Origin of the sequence: Variovorax paradoxus, assembly GCF_040544635.1 — a bacterium.
GTDB classification, from domain to species: domain Bacteria; phylum Pseudomonadota; class Gammaproteobacteria; order Burkholderiales; family Burkholderiaceae_C; genus Variovorax; species Variovorax paradoxus_R.
Genome location: NZ_JBEPKJ010000006.1, coordinates 296830 through 319693, shown reverse-complemented (window position 1 = coordinate 319693; position 22864 = coordinate 296830). Strand labels below are relative to the sequence as shown.

Here is a 22864-nt window from a genome sequence, read left to right as displayed (position 1 = left end):
AACGATCGATCGCCTGCTTCGCCTGCGCAGGTGGCCGCGTTGATCCACGTCGGCACCGGTCGCTCGTCAATCGGGCTAATGGACCACAGATTCCGGGTGCATTGTGGCATCGGCATCTGGCTTCACGCACGTCGCACCTAGGTCGATTTTCCGTGGATATTCTCAGTCGCACTGCGATCTACGGGCGTGTTGACAGCTTGTCGAGCCCGAACATTGAGTCGAGATCCATGGTTGAGTAACCCGCTTGAAAGCGGCGCATCTTGCCGACCGCATCGACGAACGCGGCCTTGTCGTCAATCCCAAGCAACGGAACCAGTATTTCCTGGAAATATCGAGCCGAACTTCCACGAGCGAAGAGTTCCAGCGTACCGCTGCTTTCACCCAAATAGATCCAGGTGACCGGATACCAGCGCAATTCAGCCAGTTGGCCTTTGACATAGGCCAACATGTCGGCTTGGCAGAGCTCGCGCATTTCTAGGCCACTTCCAACTACCCGTTCGATCAACTTGTCGGCCCAGAGCGAGATTCGGTTGCTAGCAGTTCGACGCTTTCGCTCTTCGAAAGAGCCCAGGGAATTGAAGAGTCGGTCGAAGCTGCCGGTCGGGTCGTTGCGGCTTTCACGCACGCTCTTCGGGAGCAAGTACTGCTTGGTTAGCAAAGTGGAGGCAACCTCAAAGCGCTCGAAACGAACAAGAGCTGCGATGGCGTACAGGAACAACTCGTGAACGAAGAAGCGGTAATTGTCCCAGTCCGTCTCGTGATAGCGGCCGGCATGTTCGGGGGCTCGTGCCGTGTACTCCAGAAGGGCCTCGAAGAAATGATGGATCGCGCCTGCAAAATCGCCGGCAGGAGCGTATTGGGCCACGGCCTTGAAGATCGCAATGACCTCGTTTCGAAAGTGCAGGAAATCGTCGATGCTCCTGACGACTTGATCGTCGAAAGCCATTTCGTTGGACCGCACGATGCGAAATCTTTCGAGGTTCTCCTGAAAGACTTCGAAATACGAGATCAACGCACCCAACGCGATCGGCTTTCCGTGGGAAATTGCATCCAAGCAGCGCCGCGCAGCAGCTCCAGTGCCTAGATCGATCGACGGCTCCTTCTCGAGATAGTCCGGGCGACGTCCAATCGCGGGTCGAACGTGTACAGGCTTGCCAAATATCCATCGGAGCAACTGTTCTTGACTTGCGGCCTGCTGGCTTCTGTCGCTCATATCGATAAAGATCCGTCCCTTGTAGTAGGTCGGGATATACGGCTTACCCTCTTCATCGCGCTCACACACAACGAGGACGAATTTGTCTGGATCCTGGCCTCCGTAAAGATCGGGCGTGAGGATCTGTGTCTCGGTACCCACCCCTCCCGTGCGGGCGTTCGCGCGCTCGACATAGATCTTATCTGCCAAGATGATCACCTTCTTGACTTCTGGATCCGTCACCATCGATTCCATGAACTTGATGGAATCGTGGCCATCACGCAGGTGCCATTTGTCTAAGATGACATCGACACCTGATTCGGTCAATTCAGTGGCCAAGCCGAGTACCCAGTCTTGATGGTCCGCAGTTGACCAGCTGTAGGAAACAAAAACTTTAGGTGGTGCACCGGTGGCCATCATTACTCTCGCAAGTCTTCGCTTGATGCTAACCTACGTCGGCGAATTTAGTTCAATGAACCATGCGTCGATCAATCGAGAGCATAGTCACCAGGGGACGCCGTCGTCGCATTTGGCGCCAACCGGAATATGCACTCCACATACGGCTGAACCTCCGACCATTCCGCCTGGCGGTCATAGAACTGCGCAAGCACTCTTCCGACATCTACCGCGCTTGGCGCTCCGGAAGACCAGTGAACGGAGAACGCATCACGAACGTCCGCGGTGGAGTGCTTGTCCGAGTCTTGGTGACCATAGGCGTGAAACTCTCTGATGCGGCCTGGCGCCGCGTACTCACCAGCAGCGCTTGGGCACTTGGCCCCCTTCGTTACTTGTTCTCGCTCTACATGCGCGCGCGAGAACGAGTCCTGAACGGTGTGCAAGAGGCTTCCGAACGCAACCGCCCCCAGATAGGAAGGCTTACGGATGTTCGGATTTCCGAGAGCAAAAAGATCTTGCACGCTCCATCCGTTCAAGCCGAAGACGTCGCGAATACCCACCACATCCTGGTTCGCGACGATGCCATCGGGGGCAATCTTCTTGGTCGCGACCTTCCACGTGAACTCGGCCCACATCATGATGCGCCCGTAGGTAATGTCCGGCGGTTCACCATCGACCGAACCCATCGCGTGAAGAAACTGCATATCGCCAAAATGGGACCGTACAAGGAGCGGCGCGGTCTTGGCATTCAGCGCCTCACCGCGAGCTGCCCTTTTCTTCCCGTCGAAGAACACTCGCCCCCAGCACTCTGGTTGCACTACGAGGCGTACCGTGTCGCCGGTCTTGCATCCTCGGTACTTGCCGAATGAAGACTCGAACCTGAATGGCGGGTCATCGTTCCAACGTACGCCGGCAAGTACGTAGGCCTGCGCCGGATCCCAATCAGGGTCAGCGCAGATATCTGCATCTCCATCGCAATCCAGTGATCGGTTTGCGATCTCTTCGTGAACTGGGCTACCGAACTTCCGGACGCCTAAGTTTGCTATCAGACTGAGCAACCTATCCCCGGTTGGCTGCCCCTTCTTCGCAAGCTTCTTCTCGAAGGACGTTCCGTCAGGCGACAGTTCGAAAGCAAGGGAGATATTTGGCATTACCAAGAATGCCGCTATGGCTACGCTCGCAGCTGTCCAATGCATTTTTCCGCCTCCCATTTGTGATTTCCTCTGCAACACGTTAGCGGTGTGGAAGGTGCTGGGCATCCCCTCTTTGTGGGATGCCAGGGCGCCTGCCTCAATCCTCCCGAACAAGCACATCCCCCTCAAACCGATACCGAAAATAAAACCACTTCTCAATCTCCGACTTAGCCTCAATACGAAAAGCGGTAATCAGCCGCTCCCCATCGGTCTTCAGATAGATCGCGCCATACACCTCGACGTTGCTGCGCGCGAGTTCCTTCACATCGGCCTTGAGCTGGGTGATCTTGTCCGGCGAAAGCGTGCCCGCGGCGAGCTTGTCGATGCCGGCCAGCAGCTTGTCGACGGAGTTCTTGTCTTCCATCGCCCGCGACGAGCGCTGGAGCTCGGTGGAAAGAATCACCGGCGCGCCGCCGCGGCCGAAGCGGCCCAGGCGGCCGAGCAGGTCGGGCCTCGGGTGGATGTGGCCCTCTTCGTCTCCCGACGAGATGATGAAGGCCGCCGGATTGACGGCATCCAGAAACGCATCGGTCACCTTTTCGGAGCCGTGGTGGCACGACTTCATGATGTCTGACCTGAAGATGTCGCGCGCCTTGGTCACCATGTCGTCGTAGGCCGGCGTGCCGGTCTTCGGGAACTTGCTATCGGCGTTGCCGGTGTAGTGCTGCAGCAGGAATTTCTCGGCCCCCTCGTTCAAGTCGCCGCCGAACAGCACGCTGAACTTGCCGTACTGGAGCCGCAGGATGACGGAGTGCCCGTTCTTGGTTTCATTGAACGAGCCCAGCTGCCGCAGCGCCGGCATGCCGTCGGGGCCTTCTTCGACGACAGGGGCCAGCACCCGAATCGTGTAGCCGCGGTTGTCCGACGGGGCAAAGTCGGGCATCCAGGCAATGTCGTCTTCCACTGTCGCGTGCTGCACGGAGAGCATGCAGATGTCCTGGATCTTCGGGTTCTCGAGCGCGGCTTTCATGACCTGCGGAAACAGGTGGTTGGTGCCGGCGTTCCCGAAGATGGTCTTTACGGTTGCGTAGTCGGTCGCAAGGTCGCCGATGTAGGCAACGGAAGCGCCGTCTTCCTTCACGGGCTTGCCGCCCAGCTTCTCCCAGGTTCCGCTCACGGGCCGCTCGACGAGCCCGTTGTGATAGACGGTGCCGAATCCGATACCGGGGTCTGCAAACACATCCTTGAAGCCGAGGTAGTGGTCGCTGTCCGGGTGCGTCATCACGGCAGCGGCAAAGTCGAAGCCGCGGTAGGTCTGGAACCTTGCGGCGAGAAAGGCGCGCATGTTGCCGCCCTCGCCGGCGTCGATGACCACGATGCGTTCTTCGCCGTCGGTCTCGGGCGAGATCAGCACGGCGCCGTCGCCCTGGCCCACGTCGACGAAGATGATCTCGAGCGGCCGGCGGGCGAGGGTGTCTTCCTTGCGGATGTAGAGCGTGCGCCGCTTGGTGGGCGAGCGGGCGGCCCAGTCGATTTCGAGCCAGCCGTCGCCGAGATCTTTCTTGACCTTGAGGAAGTCGCCCCAGATCACCTCGCGGAATTTTTTCTTCTTGTCGTCGTAGAGGTGGACCGGACTTCCGTCCGCGCGCAAGTTGACGAATCGGTGTGCCATGCCCCGCCCCCTCTTTTGACGAATTCCATGCTTTTAGCAGCGCCTGGCGCGAAGCACATCCCTCGAAAGCGGTATGGCGACGGGAGGGCGTTGGCGGCAAAGTCGACCTCACCCAAAAACAGCCCCGCAAACGCAATCTGTGTTGCAGGAAGTCTGCAATCGGTCCGCGAGAACGGGCTCGATTTCAGAAGTCGTCAACATGTAACACTAAAGTTGCATGACAATTCCGGGCAGCGAAAACTACACCGAGATCGCCATGACCCTGGACGAACTATTTGCCGAAAGCCATCTGCTTCCCACGGTGCCCAAGGTGGTGTTCGATCTCATCGAGCTCCTTCGCAACGAGGATGCCGCGGTTTCCGTGGTGGCGCGCAAGATCGAACTCGACCAGGTGCTGACGGCCCGCGTGCTGCGCATGGCCAACTCGCCGTACTTCGGGTTGCGCCGCAAGATCCTGTCGATTCAGGACGCCATCCAGCTGCTGGGTTTCTCCTCCATCCGCTCCCTGGTGGTGAGCTCCGGCCTGACGGGCACGTTCCGCAAGATCGACGGCGTGAACCTGCCGGCCTTCTGGTCGCACAGCCTGCGCGTGGCGGCGGTGGCCCGTTACCTCGCTGGCAAGACCCGCCGTGTGGACCAGAGCCTTGCATTCACCGTCGGCAGCATGCACGCCATCGGCCACCTGATCATGGCCAGCGCCATGAAGGAGCAGATAGCCGAGCTCAACGCCGCCCACCCCTTCGACCTCATGGGGCGACTCGAGGTGGAACAGCAGAAGTTCGGCTTCCACTACGGCGAAGTCGGCTCCCGGCTGGCCGCCCGCTGGAAGTTCGCGCCCGAGTTCGTCAGCGCCCTCTCCTGCTTTGCCAACCCGATGGAGGCCGAGCACGTCGACCCCCTGGCCAACGTGCTGCACCTTGCGGTCTGGCGCGTCGCACTGGAGCGCGAAGGGCTGCGCATCGGTGACGCGCAGCACGTCTGGCCGGCCTTGTCGGCAGACGCCATCGGGCTTTCCGAAGACGTGATGCAGGACATGCCGGCGCCTCGCGAACTGGCGTCCGACCTGGAGTCGATGATCGCCTGATCATCGGACGGGCGCCTTGCCCGTCTTCCGGCTACTTCGGCCGCAGTCAGCGGCCCCCTGACCAGCCCCCCGCCTCCGTGGATGGCATCGCACGACGATGCGACAGGGCACAGTCGTTTGACTTTTTTAGATATATCGAAAATAATTTCGACATACCTCAAGAAGACTTCGATATGAGACACCCCCACTTCGGCCATCACCACCATCACCACTGCCACACCCCGCGTGGCGAACATGAAGACGGCCTTTCCGGCGGCCGCGGCCATCACGGCGGCGGCGAAGAGCGCATGCATGGAGGAGGCCGCGGCGGTCGCGGCGGCGGGCGGGTGTTCGGCCATGGCGGGCTGCGCTTCGTGCTGCTGCAGCTCATCGCCGACAAGCCGGCCCACGGCTACGAGCTCATCAAGGCCATTGAAGACCGCTTGGGCGGCAGCTACGCGCCGAGCCCCGGCGTGGTCTACCCCACGCTCACGCTGCTGGAAGAGCTGGGCTACCTGAGCGTGGAAACGGCCGACACCGGTGGCCGCAAGCGCTACAGCATCACCGCCAGCGGCCAGGAGTTTCTGGCCGCCAACCGCGACACGGCCGACGCCATGATGGCCCGCATGAGCGGCGGCGTGGATGGCGCCGGCCCGCGCGGCGGACGCCCGCCGCAGGTGACGCGCGCCATCGAGAACCTGAAGCTCGCGATGCGCATGCGCCTCTCGGGCGCCCCCCTCACCGAACAACAAGCCCACGATTTCGCCGCGGTGCTCGACAGCGCCGCCCAGCAACTGGAACGCATCTAGAAAGAACTTTCTTGAAATGACTGACTTTTCGACCGACACATCTACCGCCTCCTCCCTGCCCGACCGCACGCCGCGCCGCGTGCGCCACGAGCTTCGCTTTCGCCGGCTCACGGTAAAAACAGTGCAGCGCATCACGCCGCACCTGATCCGCGTCACGCTCACGGGCGACGACCTCGCGGGCTTCACGAGCCCGGGCTTCGACGACCACTCGAAGATCTTTTTTCCCGATGCCGCGACCGGCGAGCTGACGCTGCCGACCATGGGGCCCGACGGCCCGGTGTGGCCCGCAGGCCGGCCGACCATGCGCGACTACACGCCACGCCGGCATGACGCACAGGCCAACACGCTGGAACTCGACTTCGCGCTGCACGAGACCGGCCCCGCCACTCAATGGGCCGAACAGGCCAAGTCCGGCGACGTGCTCGGCGTGGGCGGCCCGCGCGGCTCGTTCATCGTGCCGACCGGGTTCGACTGGCATCTGCTGATCGGCGACGACACCGCCCTGCCCGCCATCGCACGGCGCCTGGCCGAGTTGCCGGCCGGTGCGCGGGTGGTGGTGCTGGCCGAGATCGACAGCGAGGCCGACCAGATTCCATTCGAAACGCAGACCGAACTCACGCTGCAGTGGGTGCACCGCCGCGGAACCGAGCCCGGGATGAGCCCGGTGCTGCTCGATGCGCTGAAGGCGATGAAGCTGCCGGCCGGCGACTTCCATGCGTGGGTGGGATGCGAATCGGCAATTGCCAAGGCGCTGCGCGCGCATCTGGTGGGCGAGCGCGGTGCCAATCCGAAGTGGACGCGGGCCTCAGGCTACTGGCGCCGCGGCGCGGTGGCCACGCACGACACGCACGACGAGTAACCCGCATTGCTCCTTCCCCCTTCGGGGGAAGGTTGGGATGGGGGCAAGCGGCCTACGAAAAAGCCGCTATCAACTTGATACGCCGCTTGCCCCCACCCCTGCCCTCCCCCGGAAGGGGAGGGAGAAAGAAACTCAGAGCCAGCCGGCGCGCCTGAACCGGTAGTAGAGGTAGCTGCAGGTGCCGCCCATCAACGCCAGCGCCGCCGCATAGCCGTAGCGGAGTTTCAGCTCCGGCATGTGCTCGAAGTTCATACCCCAGATGCCGGCAAACGCAGTGCACACCGCAAAGATACTGGCCCAGGCGGCGAGCCGCTTGGTCACTTCGCTCTCTTCGATGGTGACCATCGACAGGTTCACCGAAATGGCCGTGCCGATGGTGTCGCGCATGGCGTCGATGGAGCCGTTGATGCGAACCAGGTGGTCGGCCACGTCGCGAAAGTATTCCTGCGAGCTCACGCAGATCTGCGGCACCCGCCCGCCGTGCAGCTTGCCTGCCGCCTCGGTCAGCGGCGCCACTGCCCGCTTGAGAATCATGCTGCGCCGCTTCAGGTCGTAAAGCTGCTTGATCTTGTCGCGCGCCGCCCCGCCCTGCGTGAAGATCTGCTGCTCGATGGATTCCAGCTCCACTTCGAGCGCGTCGATCACGGGAAAGTAACGGTCGACCACGGCATCCATCAGCGCATAGAGCACAAAGCCCGCGCCGTTGCGCAGCAAGTCGGGCTCGCGCTCGCAGCGTTCGCGCACACCCAGAAAGCCCTGCTGGCTGCGGTTGCGCACCGAAAGCACGTAGTTCTTGCCCACGAACACGTCGACCTCGCCCACGTTCACGCAGTGCGCGCCTTCGGTCGAGGGCTCCACGAGGTGCATCACCACGAAGAGCGAGTCGCCGTACTCCTCGACCTTGGGGCGCTGATGGCCGTGATGCGCGTCTTCGACCGCCAGCGGATGCAGGTTGAACTCGTCCTGCATCTGCGCCAGCTCTTCCGGCGTGGCGTCGCTCAGCGCCACCCAGACAAAGCAACCGGGGCGCGTGATGTATTCGCTGATGTCCTCGACCGGAATATCGGCGAGCTTGGCGCCGTTTTCGTAGGCCACGCAATTGATCAGCATCGGTACTCGTCCATGGTCGATCTTGAAATGGGGTCAGGCCGCCGCATCCGGATTCGACGCCGCCGCCAGGGCCGCGGTGGCGGCCAGCGAAGCTTCGATTGCCTGCGTCTCGCTCCTGAGCAGCGCCAAGCCTTTTTCGGCGAGCGCCGAGTGGCTTGCAACGTCGGCCCACAGGCTCGCGGCGGCTTCGGCGCACGTCAATGATGTGAAGCGGATGCGGCCCTTCGCCAGCTCCTTGAAGCGCTTCTCGCGCAGGGGGTCCGCCCGGTCCCAGGCGCCGCCGATGAGCACGCGCCGGCCGCGTTTGATGCGGGGTTCGAGCTCGGCAAAGAAAGGCAGCTTGGCGGATACCCAGCCCAGCATTCCGGAGTTCAACGCGGCGTCGAAGGCGGTGGGGGCGGTGTGCGCCTTGGCGAAGTCGCGCAAGGTGCCGAGCGTGTAGAGCACCGGGTCTTTGGAGCCGGCTGCGCCGCCTTCCACGGGCCTGATGACGGGTGGGCCGTTGCCTGCGCGCCCATCGGGGCGTCTTGATTTGCGCAGGTCGGCGAGCTGGGCAGGCGACATGCAGAGGTACAGCGCGGCGAGCTCTGCGGGCACAGTGGCGGTGTCGGGCAGCGCGTCCGCTTCAGGGCCTTTGAATTCTTCCGGGTGGGCCATGGGCGCCTTGTTCTTCACGCGGGGTTTGCGCCGGCGGATTTTAGAGCGGCGCCGGGTGGGCCCGTCGCCGGCTGGGCCGTCCGCCCGTCCCCGATAATCGCCCGAGTGAAAACGACGACTGCCCAACCTTCCCCCTCGACCAGCGACTTTTCCGGGCACACGCCGATGATGGCGCAGTACCTGGGCCTCAAGGCGAACCATCCGGACACCCTGCTGTTCTACCGGATGGGCGATTTCTACGAACTGTTCTGGGCCGACGCCGAAAAGGCCGCGCGCCTGCTCGACATCACGCTCACCCAGCGCGGCCAGTCGGCCGGCCAGCCGGTGGTGATGTGCGGCGTGCCCTTTCATGCGGTCGATACGTACCTTGGGCGGCTCATCAAGCTGGGCGAATCGGTCGCCATTTGCGAGCAGGTGGGCGAGGTCGGCGCGAGCAAGGGGCCGGTCGAGCGCAAGGTGGTGCGGGTGGTCACGCCCGGCACGTTGACCGATTCCGAATTGCTCAACGACAAGAGCGAATCGCTGCTGCTGGCGGTGCACGCGGGCACGCGCAATTTCTGCGGCCTGGCCTGGCTCAGCGTGACCGGCGCCGAACTGCGGCTGGCCGAATGCCCGGCCGACGCGCTCGAAGCATGGATTGCGCGCATCGCGCCGAGCGAGCTTCTCTACAGCGCCGAAGTCACCCCCGCCTTCGAGCAGCGCCTGAAGGCCGCGCGCGCGGCCACGCCTTTCACGCTCTCGATTCGCCCGGCCTGGCAGTTCGACGGCGGCCTGGGCGAACGCAAGCTCAGCGAGCAGATGGGCAGCAACAGCCTTGCCGCGTGGAACGCCGAATCGCTGACCAACGCGCATGCCGCCGCCGCCGCGCTGCTGGGCTATGCCGAGCACACGCAGGGCCGCGCCCTCTCGCACGTGCAGCGCCTTTCGGTGGAGCGCGACGGCGACCTGATCGAGCTGCCGCCCACCACGCGGCGCAACCTGGAACTGGTGCAGACGCTGCGCGGCGAAGATTCGCCCACCATGTTCTCGCTGCTCGACACCTGCATGACGGGCATGGGCAGCCGCCTCCTGAAGCGCTGGCTGCTCTCGCCGCGGCGCGACCGCAGCGAGGCGCAGGCGCGACTCGAAGCCATCGGTGCGCTGCAGTCCACGGTGCTGGGCGGCACGGCCGCGCCCTGGCGCACGCTGCGCGAGCAGCTCAAGAACACGAGCGATGTGGAACGCATTGCGGCGCGCATCGCGCTCAGGCAGGTGCGCCCGCGCGAACTGCTGGCGCTGCAGCTCGCACTCGCGAAGGCGGAGCAACTGGCGCCGCTTCTGCCCCCGTCGGTTGCGTTGCTCGACCAGATTACCGAGCGCCTCGCGCCGCCGCCCGGCTGCGCGGACCTGCTGGTGAGCGCCATCAAGCCCGACCCGTCGGCACTGGTGCGTGACGGCGGCGTGATCGCCACCGGCCACGACGCCGAGCTCGACGAACTGCGCGCCATCAGCGAGAACTGCGACGACTTTCTGCTGAAGCTCGAAGTCAGCGAACGCGAGCGCACCGGCATTTCCAACCTGCGCGTGCAGTTCAACCGCGTGCACGGCTTCTACATCGAGGTGACGCAAAGCGCGCTCTCGAAGGTGCCCGACAACTACCGCCGCCGCCAGACGCTGAAGAATGCCGAGCGCTTCATCACGCCCGAGCTCAAGGCCTTCGAAGACAAGGCGCTGAGCGCGCAAGACCGTGCCCTCGCCCGCGAAAAGTGGCTTTACGAGCAGCTGCTCGATGCACTGCAGCCCTCGGTGCACGCGCTCACGCAGCTGGCGGGCGCCATTGCCACGCTCGACGCACTCTGCGCGCTGGCCGAGCGCTCGCACACGCTGCACTGGCGCGCGCCGAGCTTCGTGTCGCACCCGTGCATCGAAATCCAGCAGGGCCGCCACCCGGTGGTGGAAGCGCGGCTGGCTGAAAAGTCGTCCGGCGGCTTCATTGCCAACGACACCCAGCTCGGGCCGCAGCAGCGCATGCAGGTGATCACCGGCCCCAACATGGGCGGTAAGTCGACCTACATGCGGCAGGTGGCCATCATCGTGCTCTTGGCCTCCATCGGCTCGCACGTGCCGGCGGCGGCTTGCCGGCTCGGGCCCATCGACGCCATTCACACGCGCATAGGCGCGGCGGACGACCTGGCCAACGCGCAGTCGACCTTCATGCTCGAGATGACCGAGGCCGCGCAAATTTTGCACAGCGCCACCGCGCAATCGCTGGTGCTCATGGACGAAATCGGCCGCGGCACCAGCACTTTCGACGGGCTGGCGCTGGCCGCGGGCATTGCCGCCCAGCTGCACGACCGCAGCAAGGCGTTCACGCTCTTTGCCACCCACTACTTCGAGCTGACCGAGTTCCCGGCCACGCACCATGGCGCCGTGAACATGCACGTAAGCGCCACCGAAGCGGGCCGCGACATCGTGTTTCTGCACGAAATGCAGCCCGGCCCGGCCAGCAAGAGCTACGGCATCCAGGTAGCTCGGCTCGCGGGCATGCCCGCCGCGGTGGTCAACCATGCGCGGCAGGCGCTCGAGGCGCTGGAATCGCAGCACGCCCAGACGCGTGCACAGGTCGACCTGTTCGCCCCGCCCCCGGCGGCCGAAACGCCCATGGCCAGCGCCGTAGAATCCGCCCTGGCCGCGCTCGACCCCGACGCGATGACGCCGCGGGAGGCGCTCGACGCGCTCTATGCCTTACAAAAACTGAACACGCGCGAGCGCGGCGCCGCGTAGCGGGCATCCTTCGTGCGAGATGAAAAAATGACTTATTGCGTAGGCATCAAACTCAACGCCGGCCTGGTGTTTCTCTCCGACTCGCGCACCAATGCGGGCGTGGACCACATCAGCACCTTCCGCAAGATGATCGTCTACGAGCAGCCGGGCGACCGCGTCATGGTGCTGCTGTCTTCGGGCAACCTGAGCATCTCGCAATCGGTGCGCGAAATTCTCCAGATCGAGGAACTGCGCGAAACCCGCGAAGACGGCTCCCAGGGCGACCCCATCACCATCTGGAATGCCAAGAGCATGTTCGATGCCGCGCGCGTGCTCGGCTCGGCCGTGCGCCACGTGTACGACCGCGACGCCGAGGCGCTGAAGCACGCGGGCCTCGACTTCAACGTGTCGTTCATCTTCGGCGGGCAGGTCAAGGGCGAAGGCATGCGCCTGTTCCTGGTCTATGCGGCCGGCAACTTCATCGAAGCCACCACCGAAACGCCCTACTTCCAGGTGGGCGAGTCGAAATACGGCAAGCCGGTGCTCGACCGCGTGCTCACGCCCGAAACCCCGCTCGACGAAGCCGCCAAGTGCGCGCTGGTGTCGATGGACTCGACCATGAAGTCCAACCTCTCGGTGGGCCTGCCGCTCGACCTGGTGGTGTACGAGGCCAACAAGCTCGAGACCGACCGCGTGATCTGCATCGACGCCGACAACCCCTACTACCGCATGATGCACAACAGCTGGGGCCAGAAGCTGCGCGAGGTGTTCGACAGCATCGAAGACCCGGTGTGGGACGACTCCGCCACCGAGCACCCGCTGAAGATGCCGGCCACGCGGCACAGCCCGCTGCGCAAGATTTCCACGCCCGACGAAAAGCTCATCTGAAGCGGGCTGCGGCCATGGCGATGCCCCCTGTCGTCTTCTCGCACGGCAACAGCTTTCCTGCGAGCACCTACCGCGTCGTTCTCGACAGCCTGCGCAACCGCGGCTTCGAGGTCGATGCCATCGAGAAGTTCGGGCACGACCCGAAATACCCCGTTACCGACAACTGGCCGCACCTGGTGCACCAGCTGGCCGACTTCGCACAGCAGCGCGCCGATCGCGCCGGCGGCCCGGTGTTTCTGGTCGGACATTCGCTCGGCGGGTTTCTGAGCCTGATGTGCGCGGCGCTGCATCCGGCGCTCGCCTGCGGCGTGGTGCTGCTCGATTCGCCGATCCTTGGCGGCTGGCGCGCGAACACGCTGAACCTCGTGAAGCGCACCCCGCTGATGAAGACCGTGTCGCCTGGTGCCGTCAGCCGCAAGCGCAAGAACAGCTGGGCCCACCGGGAAGCAGTGTTCGAGCACTTCCGCAGCAAGAAGGCGTTTGCCAAGTGGGACGAGCAGGTGCTGCACGACTACATCGACCACGGCACGTTCGACAGCGAAGACACGCGCGCGCTGAGCTTCGACCGCAACGTGGAAACGGCCATCTACAACACCCTGCCCCATAACCTCGCAGCCCTGCTGCGCAGCCATCCACTCAAATGCAAGGTGGCCTTCGTCGGCGGACGCCAGTCGGCCGAGATGAAGCAGGTGGGCATGGCCATGACCCAGAAGGTCACCAAGGGGCGCATCGCGATGCTCGACGGCTCGCACCTGTTCCCCATGGAAAAGCCGCTGGCCACAGCGGCGGCTGTCGAGGCGGCGCTGCGCAACCTGCTGGACTGATTGGAGCCCCATGTCTTCCTCCCAATCGGCAGTGATTGAAGCGGTCTCCCTGAGCCCTTCGCTGGTTGTCGAAGACGACCCCGCAATGCGCGAACGCCTGGGCCGCGTGCTGGCCATGCTCGGCTGCGACGAGCCGCAGATCGCATGGGCCGACAGCATTGCCGCGGCCAAGGAACTGCTTGGCGCGCAGAACTTCGGGGTCGCGCTGGTCGACATCGGCCTGCCGGACGGCAGCGGGGTCGAACTGATCGGCTGGATGCAGGCAACGCACCCCAAGGTGCCCGCGGTGGTGATCTCGGCCTGGCGGACCGAGGAAACCATCTTCGCGGCGCTGCGCGCCGGCGCCATCGGCTACCTGCTGAAAGAACGCGACGATCTGGAGCTGAGCATTGCGCTGCGCAGCATCGAGCAAGGGGGCTCACCGATCGACCCGGCCATCGCGCGCCATATCCTCGGCTGGCTTGCGACGCAGCAGCCGTCACTATCCCCCACGCCGGCGGCCGATGCGCCTGCCCCGCTCCCGGCCGCGCTGACCCCGCGAGAGCGCATGATCCTCGAACTCGTGGCGCAGGGGCTGAGCAACCGCGACATGGCCGAATCGCTTTCCATCTCCAAGCTGACGGTGGAATGCCACACCAAGAACATCTACCGCAAGCTGGCCGTCACCTCTCGCACCGAGGCCGTCTATCAGGCCCGAAGGCACGGTTTGCTGCATTGATCGGTGCACGCGTTCTTCCGTTCTTCTTCTCTGCGCGCCTCACCATGAATAGCCGGCCTGCACACGAGCGGCAATGCGGTTGCTGCTGCCGCTGCTGGTTGCAGTGGAAACACCCAGCCCCAGGTTCAGGTTGTCGTTGACCTGGTAGCCGAAAGCGAAGCCGACGGCCGATGCGCCGGCGTAGTTGCCCACGGCGGCCCCCATCCATTTCTTGCCCACCGGCAGTGTCGGCATCGACGGCATGGCCAACGCCGCTGCAACGCCCTGTGCGGCAAAGGCGTTGGCCTGGCTGGTCGCATTGCTCACCGCCTGCTGCAGCTGGTTGACGTTGACGGCATCGGTGCCAAGCAGGCCGGGCGCGACATTCGCAATGCCGCGCAACTGGCCGGTGGCCGCGTTGCCCACCGACACGGTGTTGTCGCGATCCGCCACCGAACCCTGGCCCAGCGCGACCGCATTGCTGCCCGATGCCAGCGTGTTGGCGCCCAGCGCCACGGCGTTGTTGCCGGTGGCCACCGCGTTGTTGCCCACGGCGGTGGTGGGATCGGCCAGCGCCCTGGCGCCGGCGCCGATGGCGACCGAGCCCGCATGGCTGGCTTGCGCGCCATTGCCGACGGCGACGGTGTCTTCGCCGTTGGCCTGCGCGTTGGTGCCCATCGACGTGCTGCCGGCACCGCTGGCGCCGGCCCCGGGCCCGCAGGCCACGGCGCCGCCCGCGCCCACCGCGCACACACCGCTGGCCAACGCCTGGTTCATCAAGCTCTGCAATGCGGTGACCTGCTGGACGGTGAAATTGTTCGCCGTGATAACGGCTGCCTGCTGGGCCTGCTGCACCTGGCCGACGTTGGCGGCATCCGTGGCAACCTGGCCGGCGCCGACATTGTTGATGATGGTGCCGGCGCCGCCGTTGGCATTGAGTTGCAGCAAGGTGCCGCCCGCGCCGTACTGCGCCGAGTTCTGCGCCAGGCCGAGCGCGGAGTTGGCCGTGCCTTGCGCGGCGGAGGCTGCGGATGCCGCCGTGCTGGCGGTCTGCTGCACGGTGAACAGCTGGCTGCCGTTGACGGCATCGGTGCTTGTGGCTGTCACCGCTCCGGCACTGACGTTGACCAGGCCGCGCGTCTGGCCCGCGGTCCCGAAAGACACCGTGTTGGCCGCCGTGGCAACAGAATTCGCGCCGATGGCCACGCTGCCGTTCGCGCCGCTCGCGACCCGGCTGCCGGACCCGACCGCCACGCTGCCCGTGGCCAATGCGGCCGCGCCCGAAGCGCCGCCGTTGGCGCCGCCGATCGCAGTGCTGCCGCTGCCGGATGCCACGGCGCCCTGGCTGGAGCCAGAGGCGCTTCCGATGGCGATCGCGGCAGTGCCCGAAGCCTGTGCGCCGCTGCCGCCTGCCGGGGCGGTTTGGCCGCAACAACCGTCGGTGCCCGCGCCTCCCGCGCCGAGCGCGATCGCACCGCCCGCCGAGGCTTGGGCCCCACGCCCCCCTGTGCCCCCCGTTCCCCCCGCCTCGCCAAACGCGCCGCTCCCCCCGCCTCCGATGGCCGTTGCACCGTTCGCAGTTGCGCTGGCCCCCGCCCCGCCCGTGCCGCCGGTGCCACCGGCCGTTCCGGTGCCGCCATCGCCGCCCGCACCGAGCGCGGTGGCTCCGTCTCCCGAGACACTGGCCGCAGCGCCCCCCACTCCCGCCGTCCCGTTGTTGGTTCCCGACCCGACATTGCCCGCGGTGCCATCGACAAATCCGGCCGCGTAGACGCTTCCGCCGACCAGCAGGGCGAACGCAGGCAAATACCGGAGTGCCCGCACCAGCCGCTGTTTTGCCGGCGCCTTGTGCGAGCCGCCTTTGGCGTGGTCGGCGTGGATCTGTGTGGGCATGGACTTCTTTCTTGAAAGCAAATAAAACAAGTAAGACGAAGTGTGTATTTCCCATCTCGACCAAGCCATCCCCGAAAGCTGGTAAATGCCATACCAAGAATCTCTCCCGCAGGCCGTGCGCCCAGGCTTCGCGGCATGGCTTGCTGCGCAGATCGGCACCTGTTTCTTCCTCCTTCTTCTCTTGGCGGCCGGCACGGCGTTGGCGCAGCAGCCCTCCCCTGAGCTCCACGTCGAAGCGGTGCGCGGCAGCGGCTGGGACGAGACCGCCCCGCCCGTCACCGGCTGGACGCCCGTCACCCTGCCCGACAGCTGGGCCGCGCGCTGGCCCGGCTTCGACGGCGTGGTCTGGTACCGGCTGACCTGGGACCAACCCGCGCAGGTCGCCGAAATGGGCCTGCTGCTGCACTACCTCAACATGGCCGGCGCGGTGTCGCTCAACGGCAGCCCGATCTCGCGCGACGAAAGCCTGGTCGAACCGCTGACCCGCGCCTGGAACAGCCCGCGCTACTGGCTGCTGGCGCCGCCGCTGCTGCAGGCGGGCCGCAACACGCTGCTGGTGCGCGTTTCGGGCCTTTCCGCCTATCAGGCCGGCCTCGGTCCGGTCAGTCTCGGCACACCCGCGGCCATGCAGGCGGAATACGGGCAGGAGCGCGTCTTGCGCCGCGACCTGCAAATGCTTGGCCTGGCGGTAAGCGCCGCGGTCTCGGCCTTCTTCGCCGCGCTGTGGCTATTGCGCCGGCGCGAGACGGCCTATGGCTGGTTCGCGCTGATGTCGGTGCTGTGGCTTCTGTTCGGCTACAACCAGATCGCAACCAGCCCCTGGCCTTTTGCGAGCAACCACAGCTGGCAGGCGTTGAACACCTCGCTGCTGCTGCTTTTCAGCGTGTCCTACGTCGTCTTCGCGCTGCGCTTCTGCGAGCGGCGCATGCCCCGCCTGGAAGGCTTTGCGCTGCTGGTCGCGGCGGCCGGCGTGCTCGACCTGTGGCTTGCCGGCGCCGCGAACCTGGTCACTCACCGCGCACTCTGGACGCTGGTGGGCGGCCTCACGATCATTGCGGTGAACAGCGCCTCGCTGGTCCACGCCGTGCGCCATCGCAACAGCCCGATGCGCTCCCTTGCACCCTTCATGGCACTGTCGGCGGTAACGGGCGCGCACGACCTGCTGGTGTTCACCCAGGTGATCGACAGCAACATCTACTACACGACGATGTCGTCGTACGGCTTGCTGCTGGGCATGGCGCTGACGCAGGCCGCGCGCTTCGTGCAGAGCCTGAAGCGCATCGAGAACTTCAACACCGAACTGATCGAGGAAGTGAACGCCGCCAAGGCCGAACTGGCCGCCACGCTCGCGCAGCAGCATGCGCTGGAGCTGGCGCATGCGCGCATCGGCGAGCGCGTGAACCTCGCAAGCGACCTGCACGACGGGCTGGGCGGCATGCTGGTCGGCAGCATCGCAACGCTCGAGCGCAAGCCCGAGAACCTCTCTGCGCCCGAGCTGCTCGCCATGCTCAAGCGCCTGCGCGACGACCTGCGGCTGATCATCGACGCCACCGGCCGGCACGATGGTGCGCGCGCATTCGGCGAGCTGCTGGCGCCCTTGCGGCACCGCACCTCGCAGTTGCTCGACGCCAACGGCATCGACTGCCGCTGGCAGGTGTCGAACCTCGAGACGCTCGAGCTGCCCCCCTCGCAGAGCCTCGACCTGCTGCGCTTTCTGCAGGAAGCGCTGACCAATGTGCTCAAGCACAGCGCAGGCCGCCGCGTGGATGTGGCGGTGACGCGCGCCGAGACCGAACTGCAGCTCAGCGTGCGCGACGACGGCTGCGGCTTCGTGGTGGACGGCGCCGACAAGCGTGCCGGCGCGGGTTTGCGCAGCCTGCGCACGCGCGCGCGCAGGCTGGGAGCCGAGCTGCAGCTGCATTCGCGGCCCGGCGAGACACAGCTGGTACTGCGCATGCCGCTGGCGCCCGCAGCCTGAGCCCACGGGCGCCCGCCCCGCGCGAGGCGCATTTTCCCGTCCGCAACCGCTCCGGCGACCTGCCTCGCCGCGGTTCTGTCAAGACGGGGATAAACCGGGCGATACAAATTGCAATCATCAGTAACAATCGCAGAAAATAAGTAAAAACGTCCCAGTTAACCGGTTACCGTTCCAAAATGTCGCCCAAATGTCAACCTTTCAGTTGGAAGCCGTCGAAGCCATCTCCCTGAGCCCGACGCTCGTGGTCGAAAACGATCCGGCGATGCAGGAACGTTTTCGCTACATCCTGTCGACGCTCGGATGCGACGAGCCGCAAATCGTCTGGACCGAGAGCGGCGAGACAGCCATGCAACTCCTCGAGAACCAGCGTTTCGGGGTTGCCTTGGTGGACATCGGCTTGCCCGACGGCAGCGGGGTCGAGCTGATCGACTGGCTGCAGGCGCACCATCCGCAGGTGCCCGCCGTCGCGGTTTCCGCGTCGCGCACCGAGGAAACCATTTTTTCGGCGCTGCGCGCCGGTGCGGTCGCCTACCTGCTGAAGGAGCGCGACGATCTCGAGCTCAGCATCGGGCTGCGCAGCATCGAGCAAGGCGGCGCACCGATCGACGTGGCCATTGCCAAGCGCATCCTCGCCTGGCACGCAGGGCATGCGTCCGATTCACCGGATGAACCGGACGCGGCGTTGACGCCGCGTGAACGCAAGATGCTCGAGCTCGTGGTGCAAGGGCGCAGCCACAGCGACATTGCCGAAACGCTCTCGACGCCCCGGCTGGAGGTGGAGTGCCGCACCAAGGGCATCTACAAGAAACTGGCGCTCGGCTCGCGTGTCGAGATGGCCCACACGGCCGGCGATCATTTTTCGTCGCGCTGAGGCAACGAACCGGGCGCGCCACCCGGAGTTCGTTCTATTCCGCCCAGACCACCATGCCGGTCCATGCCGTGGCCAGCACCACGATGCCGAAGGCAATGCGGTACCAGGCAAAAGGAATGAAGTTGTGCGTGCTGATGTACTTCAGCAGCCAGCGCACGCAGAGCCACGCGCTCAGGAACGAGAACACCAGCCCCACCGAGAACAACGGAATGTCGGCCACCGACAGCAGCGCGCGCTCCTTGTAGAGACTGTAGGCACCGGCGCCGATGAGCGTCGGAATGGCAAGGAAGAACGAAAAATCGGTGGCCGCCTGGCGCGAGAGGCCCAGCAGCATGCCGCCGATGATGGTCGAGCCGCTGCGGCTGGTGCCCGGAATCATCGCAAAGCACTGCACCAGGCCGACCTTGAGGGCGTCCCACGTCGTCATGTCGTCGACGTGCTCGATGCGCACCGAACCGGGCGGCCGCTTCTCGGCCCAGAGGATGATGAAGCCGCCGATGATGAAAGTGCTTGCCACGACCACCGGGGTGAAGAGATGCGCCTTGATCATCTTGCCGAAAATCAGCCCCAGCACCACGGCGGGCAGAAAACCGATGACCACGTTGATGGCCAGGCGCCTCGCCTTCGGCTGCCGCGGCAGCGCCACCACGGTGGAGTGGATCTTCTGCCAGTACACCAGGATCACCGCGAAGATCGCACCCGTCTGAATGGCGATGTCGAACACCTTGGCCTTGGCATCGTCGAAGCCGAGCAGCGAGCCCGCAAGAATCAGATGCCCGGTCGACGAGATCGGCAGAAACTCGGTCAGCCCCTCGACGATGCCCATGACAGCGGCCTTCACCAGCAAAACGATGTCCACGCTTACTCCTTTAAAGAGCACCAATTATGGCGAGGCATCGAGTCAGGCCAGGTTCAGCTGGCCCCGGATTGCTGCGGGCTTTTATCGAAAGCCTTGTTCGGCGCCTTGTTAAGAGCGCAGCCGCAGGGCCCGCACGGCACTGTCGACGGTGGTGAGTACCGGCAGGCCGCTGGCCTGCTCGCAGGCGGCGCGGGCGCGCGCCATGCTGAACTGCGCGAGCGCAATGCGCGTGCAGCCGCGCTCGCGCAGCGCCGCCGCCTGCGCAGCAATCAGGGCGTCGTGCCGCCCGGTGTCGCCGGCATTCAGCGCATCGAGCGCGCCTTCGGCCAGCGCGGGCTCGAGCTCGATGCCGGGCGGAAACTCCGGCGGCATTGACACCAGCGTGGCCGCAAAGGTTGCAATGAGTCCGAGCCTGCCCTGCTCATGGCTTTGCGCTTGCACGGCCTCCGCCACCATCGCTTCGTTGGGCTTGAGCACCGGAATATCCGCATGCCGCCGCGCCACTGCTTCGATGCAGGGCCCGAAGGCCGAGCAGGTGAAAAGAATGCCCCGCGCGCCGGTGTCGACCGCGTACTGCGCAAGCCGCTGAAAGCGCTCGTGCATGGCGGCGTCCAAGCCTTGGCCGCCGCGCGCCAGGTCGGCCGAAAGGCTGTCGTCCAGCAGGTTCATGCGCTGGGCCTCGGGCCAGTCGCGCTCGAAGGCGGCGTTGATGGGCGCAACCGAATGCGAAAGCGCGTGGATCAGTGCGATGCGGGTCATGCGGGAAGGAACGATGGTCAGATGCCCTTGGACGACGGATTGGCAAAGCCCTCCTTCGTCTCGGCGTTGAGCGGGTAGTTGATGTTGATGCCCTTCGGCGGAATCGGCGACATGAACCATTTGTTGTAGAGCTTCTCCATCTCGCCCGACTTCATCATGCCCGACACCACGCGGTCCACCAGCGCCTTGAAGGCCGGGTCGTCCTTGCGGAACATGAGCGACTGGTTCTCGGTGCGCAGGCTCTCACCGGTAATGATGAAGTCCTTCGGGTTGCGCGCATTCGCGATCTGGCCGGCCAGCAGGATGTCGTCGAGCACGAAGGCCTGCGCCCTGCCGCTTTCCACCAGCAGGAAAGAGTCGCTGTGGTCCTTGCCGCCGAGGTTGTTCACCTCGAGGTTGCGGCCCTTGTCGGCCTCGCGCAACAGGCGGAACGAGGTGGTGCCAGTGGTGGTGACCACCGTCTTGCCCTGCAGGTCGGCAATGCTCTTGATGCCCGCATCGGCCTTCACCAGCATGCGCACGTTGTAGCGGAAGATGTCGGGCGAAAACGCCACCTGCTTCTGGCGCTCGACCAGGTTGGTGGTAGAGCCGCACTCGATGTCCACCGTGCCGTTCTGCACCAGCGGAATGCGGTTGGCCGAGGTCACGGCCTGGTACTTGATTTCGATGGCGGGCAGCTTCAGCTCGCTCTTCACCGCTTCGACGATGCGGTTGCAGATCTCGATGCTGTAGCCCACGGGCTTCAGGTTGCCGTCGAGGTACGAGAAGCCGAAAGACGACTCGCGGTAGCCGAAGGTGATGGCGCCGCTCGCCTTGATCTTGGCGAGCGTGTCGTTGTTGTCCTGGGCCTGCGCGGCCGTGTGCGGCAACAACAGGGCGAAGGCCACCGCGAGAGCGGCAGCACCGAAGGGAATCGGCAGACGAAGCTTGGGCATGGAAGCGCTCCTCGGAACGGCGGGTTGAAAAAAAACGGCGAAGGAAAGGGGTTCGAAACGGGTTCGCGGTCAGCGCGCGGCGGCGCTCGTTACCGCATCGATGGAAGCCGCGAGGCGGGCGGCGATTTCCCGCAGGTCTTGCCGCGTGGCGATAAAAGGCGGCGCGAGCAGCACGTGGTCGCCCTGGCGGCCGTCGACGGTACCGCCGAAGGGGTAGCACAGCAGGCCGCGCGCCATGGCGTCTTTCTTGATGGCTGCGTTGACCTTCAAGGCCGGATCGAACGGCGCCTTGCTGGCGCGGTCGGCCACGAGTTCGATGCCCCAGAAAAAGCCGCGGCCGCGGATGTCGCCGACATGCGCGTGACCGCCGAGCGCCTCGGCCAGCATGGCGCCGAAGGCCACGCCGTCGTCGCGCACTTTGTCGACCAGGCCGTCGCGCCGGATCACCTGCTGCACCGCGAGCGCCGCCGCACAGGCCATGGGGTGGCCGAGGTAGGTGTGGCCGTGCTGGAAGAAGCCGCTTCCCTTCGACATGGCATCGACGATCTTGCGCTGCGCCAGCACCGCGCCGATCGGCTGGTAGCCGCCGCCCAGGCCCTTGGCGATGGTCATGAGGTCGGGCACCACGCCCTCCTGCTCGCAGGCATGCAGCGTGCCGGTGCGGCCCATGCCGCACATCACCTCGTCGAGGATCAGCAGCACGCCGTACTTGTCGCACACCCCGCGCACGGCCTTGAAGTAGCCGGGTACGGGCGTGAGCACACCGGCCGTGGCACCGCCCACCGTTTCGGCGACGAAGGCGATCACGCGGTCGGCGCCCTGCGCAACGATGGTGGCTTCGAGTTCGGCCGCGAGGCGCAGGCCGTACTGCTCGGCGCTTTCTTCCGCCTGCTGCTCGCGGTACGGATAGCACGGCGACACATGCGTGGCCGGCACCAGGATGGGCGCGAACGGTTCGCGCCGCCACGCGTTGCCGCCCACCGCGAGCGCGCCCAGCGTGTTGCCGTGGTAGCTCTGGCGGCGCGCGATGAAGTGCGTGCGCTGCGGCTGGCCGGTTTCGACGAAGTACTGCCGCGCCATCTTGAGCGCCGCTTCCACCGCCTCGGAGCCGCCGCTCACCAGGTACACATGGCTCATGCCTTCCGGTGCCGAGGCAATCAACTCATCGGCCAGCTGCTCGGCCACTTCGCTCGTGAAGAAGCTGGTGTGGGCGTAGGCCAGCCTGTCGAGCTGCGCATGCATGGCGGCCAGCACTTCGGGGTGCGCGTGGCCGAGCGACGACACGGCCGCCCCGCCCGAAGCGTCGAGGTATTCGCGCCCTTCGGCGTCGCGGATGAACATGCCCTTGGAGCCGGCGGCAACAGGCGGAGTCTGGCGAAGGTGGCGGTGAAAGACGTGCGTCATGGTGGCGGGGTGGGCGGCGGATGGCGGAGCCGTGTTTGGAACTAACGTTTCGTGTGGATTATTGTTTGGAACATTTGTTCCGTCAACTGTTCCGTTCGCTGCAGTTGTTCCGGGTGCTGCGTG

19 protein-coding genes are annotated in these 22864 nt (G+C 65.2%); 9 read left to right on the top strand and 10 right to left on the bottom strand.

What is annotated here, in order from left to right; translation table 11 throughout:
• Positions 1-178: 178 nt before the first annotated feature.
• The 3 genes from ABIC94_RS13025 to ABIC94_RS13015 form a co-directional block, all read right to left on the bottom strand.
• The gene (locus ABIC94_RS13025; RefSeq protein ID WP_354373415.1) at positions 179-1612 is read right to left on the bottom strand and encodes an SEFIR domain-containing protein; all 1434 of its coding nucleotides are present in this window, start codon (positions 1610-1612) and stop codon (positions 179-181) included.
• 68 nt (positions 1613-1680) lie between these two features.
• Complete coding sequence (locus ABIC94_RS13020) at positions 1681-2847, bottom strand: hypothetical protein (protein WP_354373414.1); 1167 nt, start codon at positions 2845-2847, stop codon at positions 1681-1683.
• A 31-nt stretch (positions 2848-2878) separates the two neighbouring features.
• Positions 2879-4393 (bottom strand): ComEC/Rec2 family competence protein, encoded by a 1515-nt coding sequence (locus tag ABIC94_RS13015; protein ID WP_354373413.1) that lies wholly within the window; start codon positions 4391-4393, stop codon positions 2879-2881.
• 217 nt (positions 4394-4610) lie between these two features.
• On the opposite strand from ABIC94_RS13015, the gene ABIC94_RS13010 reads away from it, so the two are divergent.
• From ABIC94_RS13010 to ABIC94_RS13000, 3 genes are all read left to right on the top strand, one after another.
• Positions 4611-5477, top strand: coding sequence for an HDOD domain-containing protein (locus tag ABIC94_RS13010; RefSeq protein WP_354373412.1), 867 nt, complete (start codon positions 4611-4613; stop codon positions 5475-5477).
• 173 nt (positions 5478-5650) lie between these two features.
• The gene (locus tag ABIC94_RS13005; protein WP_354373411.1) at positions 5651-6265 is read left to right on the top strand and encodes a PadR family transcriptional regulator; all 615 of its coding nucleotides are present in this window, start codon (positions 5651-5653) and stop codon (positions 6263-6265) included.
• 16 nt (positions 6266-6281) lie between these two features.
• Positions 6282-7124, top strand: coding sequence for a siderophore-interacting protein (locus ABIC94_RS13000; RefSeq protein ID WP_354373410.1), 843 nt, complete (start codon positions 6282-6284; stop codon positions 7122-7124).
• 132 nt (positions 7125-7256) lie between these two features.
• Here the strand turns inward: ABIC94_RS13000 and ABIC94_RS12995 are convergent, their stop codons facing one another.
• Together ABIC94_RS12995 and ABIC94_RS12990 are read right to left on the bottom strand one after the other, a co-directional pair.
• A complete protein-coding gene (locus tag ABIC94_RS12995) occupies positions 7257-8234 on the bottom strand; it encodes a magnesium and cobalt transport protein CorA (RefSeq protein ID WP_354373409.1) in 978 nt (325 codons plus the stop codon).
• Positions 8235-8267: 33 nt separating this feature from the next.
• Complete coding sequence (locus ABIC94_RS12990; RefSeq protein WP_354373408.1) at positions 8268-8891, bottom strand: hypothetical protein; 624 nt, start codon at positions 8889-8891, stop codon at positions 8268-8270.
• A 105-nt stretch (positions 8892-8996) separates the two neighbouring features.
• Here ABIC94_RS12990 and mutS point away from each other — a divergent pair, with 105 nt between their 5' ends.
• The 4 genes from mutS to ABIC94_RS12970 are packed head-to-tail and all read left to right on the top strand — an operon-like array spanning position 8997 to position 14063.
• A complete protein-coding gene (mutS, locus tag ABIC94_RS12985) occupies positions 8997-11654 on the top strand; it encodes a DNA mismatch repair protein MutS (RefSeq protein ID WP_436318003.1) in 2658 nt (885 codons plus the stop codon).
• 27 nt (positions 11655-11681) lie between these two features.
• The gene (locus tag ABIC94_RS12980) at positions 11682-12521 is read left to right on the top strand and encodes a proteasome-type protease (RefSeq protein ID WP_012748685.1); all 840 of its coding nucleotides are present in this window, start codon (positions 11682-11684) and stop codon (positions 12519-12521) included.
• Positions 12522-12535: 14 nt separating this feature from the next.
• A complete protein-coding gene (locus tag ABIC94_RS12975) occupies positions 12536-13345 on the top strand; it encodes an alpha/beta hydrolase (RefSeq protein WP_354373407.1) in 810 nt (269 codons plus the stop codon).
• Positions 13346-13355: 10 nt separating this feature from the next.
• Entirely contained in the window at positions 13356-14063 is a 708-nt protein-coding gene (locus tag ABIC94_RS12970; RefSeq protein WP_354373406.1) for a response regulator transcription factor, read from the top strand.
• Positions 14064-14102: 39 nt separating this feature from the next.
• Here the strand turns inward: ABIC94_RS12970 and ABIC94_RS12965 are convergent, their stop codons facing one another.
• Positions 14103-15935 carry a YadA family autotransporter adhesin gene (locus ABIC94_RS12965; protein ID WP_354373405.1) on the bottom strand — a complete coding sequence of 611 codons (1833 nt, stop codon included), beginning with the start codon at positions 15933-15935 and terminating at the stop codon, positions 14103-14105.
• 85 nt (positions 15936-16020) lie between these two features.
• Here ABIC94_RS12965 and ABIC94_RS12960 point away from each other — a divergent pair, with 85 nt between their 5' ends.
• Positions 16021-17913 carry a sensor histidine kinase gene (locus ABIC94_RS12960; RefSeq protein WP_354373404.1) on the top strand — a complete coding sequence of 631 codons (1893 nt, stop codon included), beginning with the start codon at positions 16021-16023 and terminating at the stop codon, positions 17911-17913.
• A 187-nt stretch (positions 17914-18100) separates the two neighbouring features.
• On the top strand, positions 18101-18784 hold the full coding sequence (locus ABIC94_RS12955) for a response regulator transcription factor (RefSeq protein WP_354373403.1): 684 nt from the start codon (positions 18101-18103) through the stop codon (positions 18782-18784).
• Positions 18785-18818: 34 nt separating this feature from the next.
• Here the strand turns inward: ABIC94_RS12955 and ABIC94_RS12950 are convergent, their stop codons facing one another.
• From ABIC94_RS12950 to ABIC94_RS12935, 4 genes are all read right to left on the bottom strand, one after another.
• Positions 18819-19643, bottom strand: coding sequence for an undecaprenyl-diphosphate phosphatase (locus ABIC94_RS12950; protein WP_354373402.1), 825 nt, complete (start codon positions 19641-19643; stop codon positions 18819-18821).
• A 108-nt stretch (positions 19644-19751) separates the two neighbouring features.
• Positions 19752-20402, bottom strand: coding sequence for an aspartate/glutamate racemase family protein (locus tag ABIC94_RS12945; protein ID WP_354373401.1), 651 nt, complete (start codon positions 20400-20402; stop codon positions 19752-19754).
• 17 nt (positions 20403-20419) lie between these two features.
• Positions 20420-21337: an amino acid ABC transporter substrate-binding protein gene (locus tag ABIC94_RS12940; protein WP_354373400.1), complete on the bottom strand. Its 918-nt coding sequence runs from the start codon at positions 21335-21337 to the stop codon at positions 20420-20422.
• Between the two features lie 69 nt (positions 21338-21406).
• Positions 21407-22741, bottom strand: a complete 1335-nt coding sequence (locus tag ABIC94_RS12935) for an aspartate aminotransferase family protein (protein WP_354373399.1) — start codon at positions 22739-22741, stop codon at positions 21407-21409.
• Positions 22742-22864: the final 123 nt, after the last annotated feature.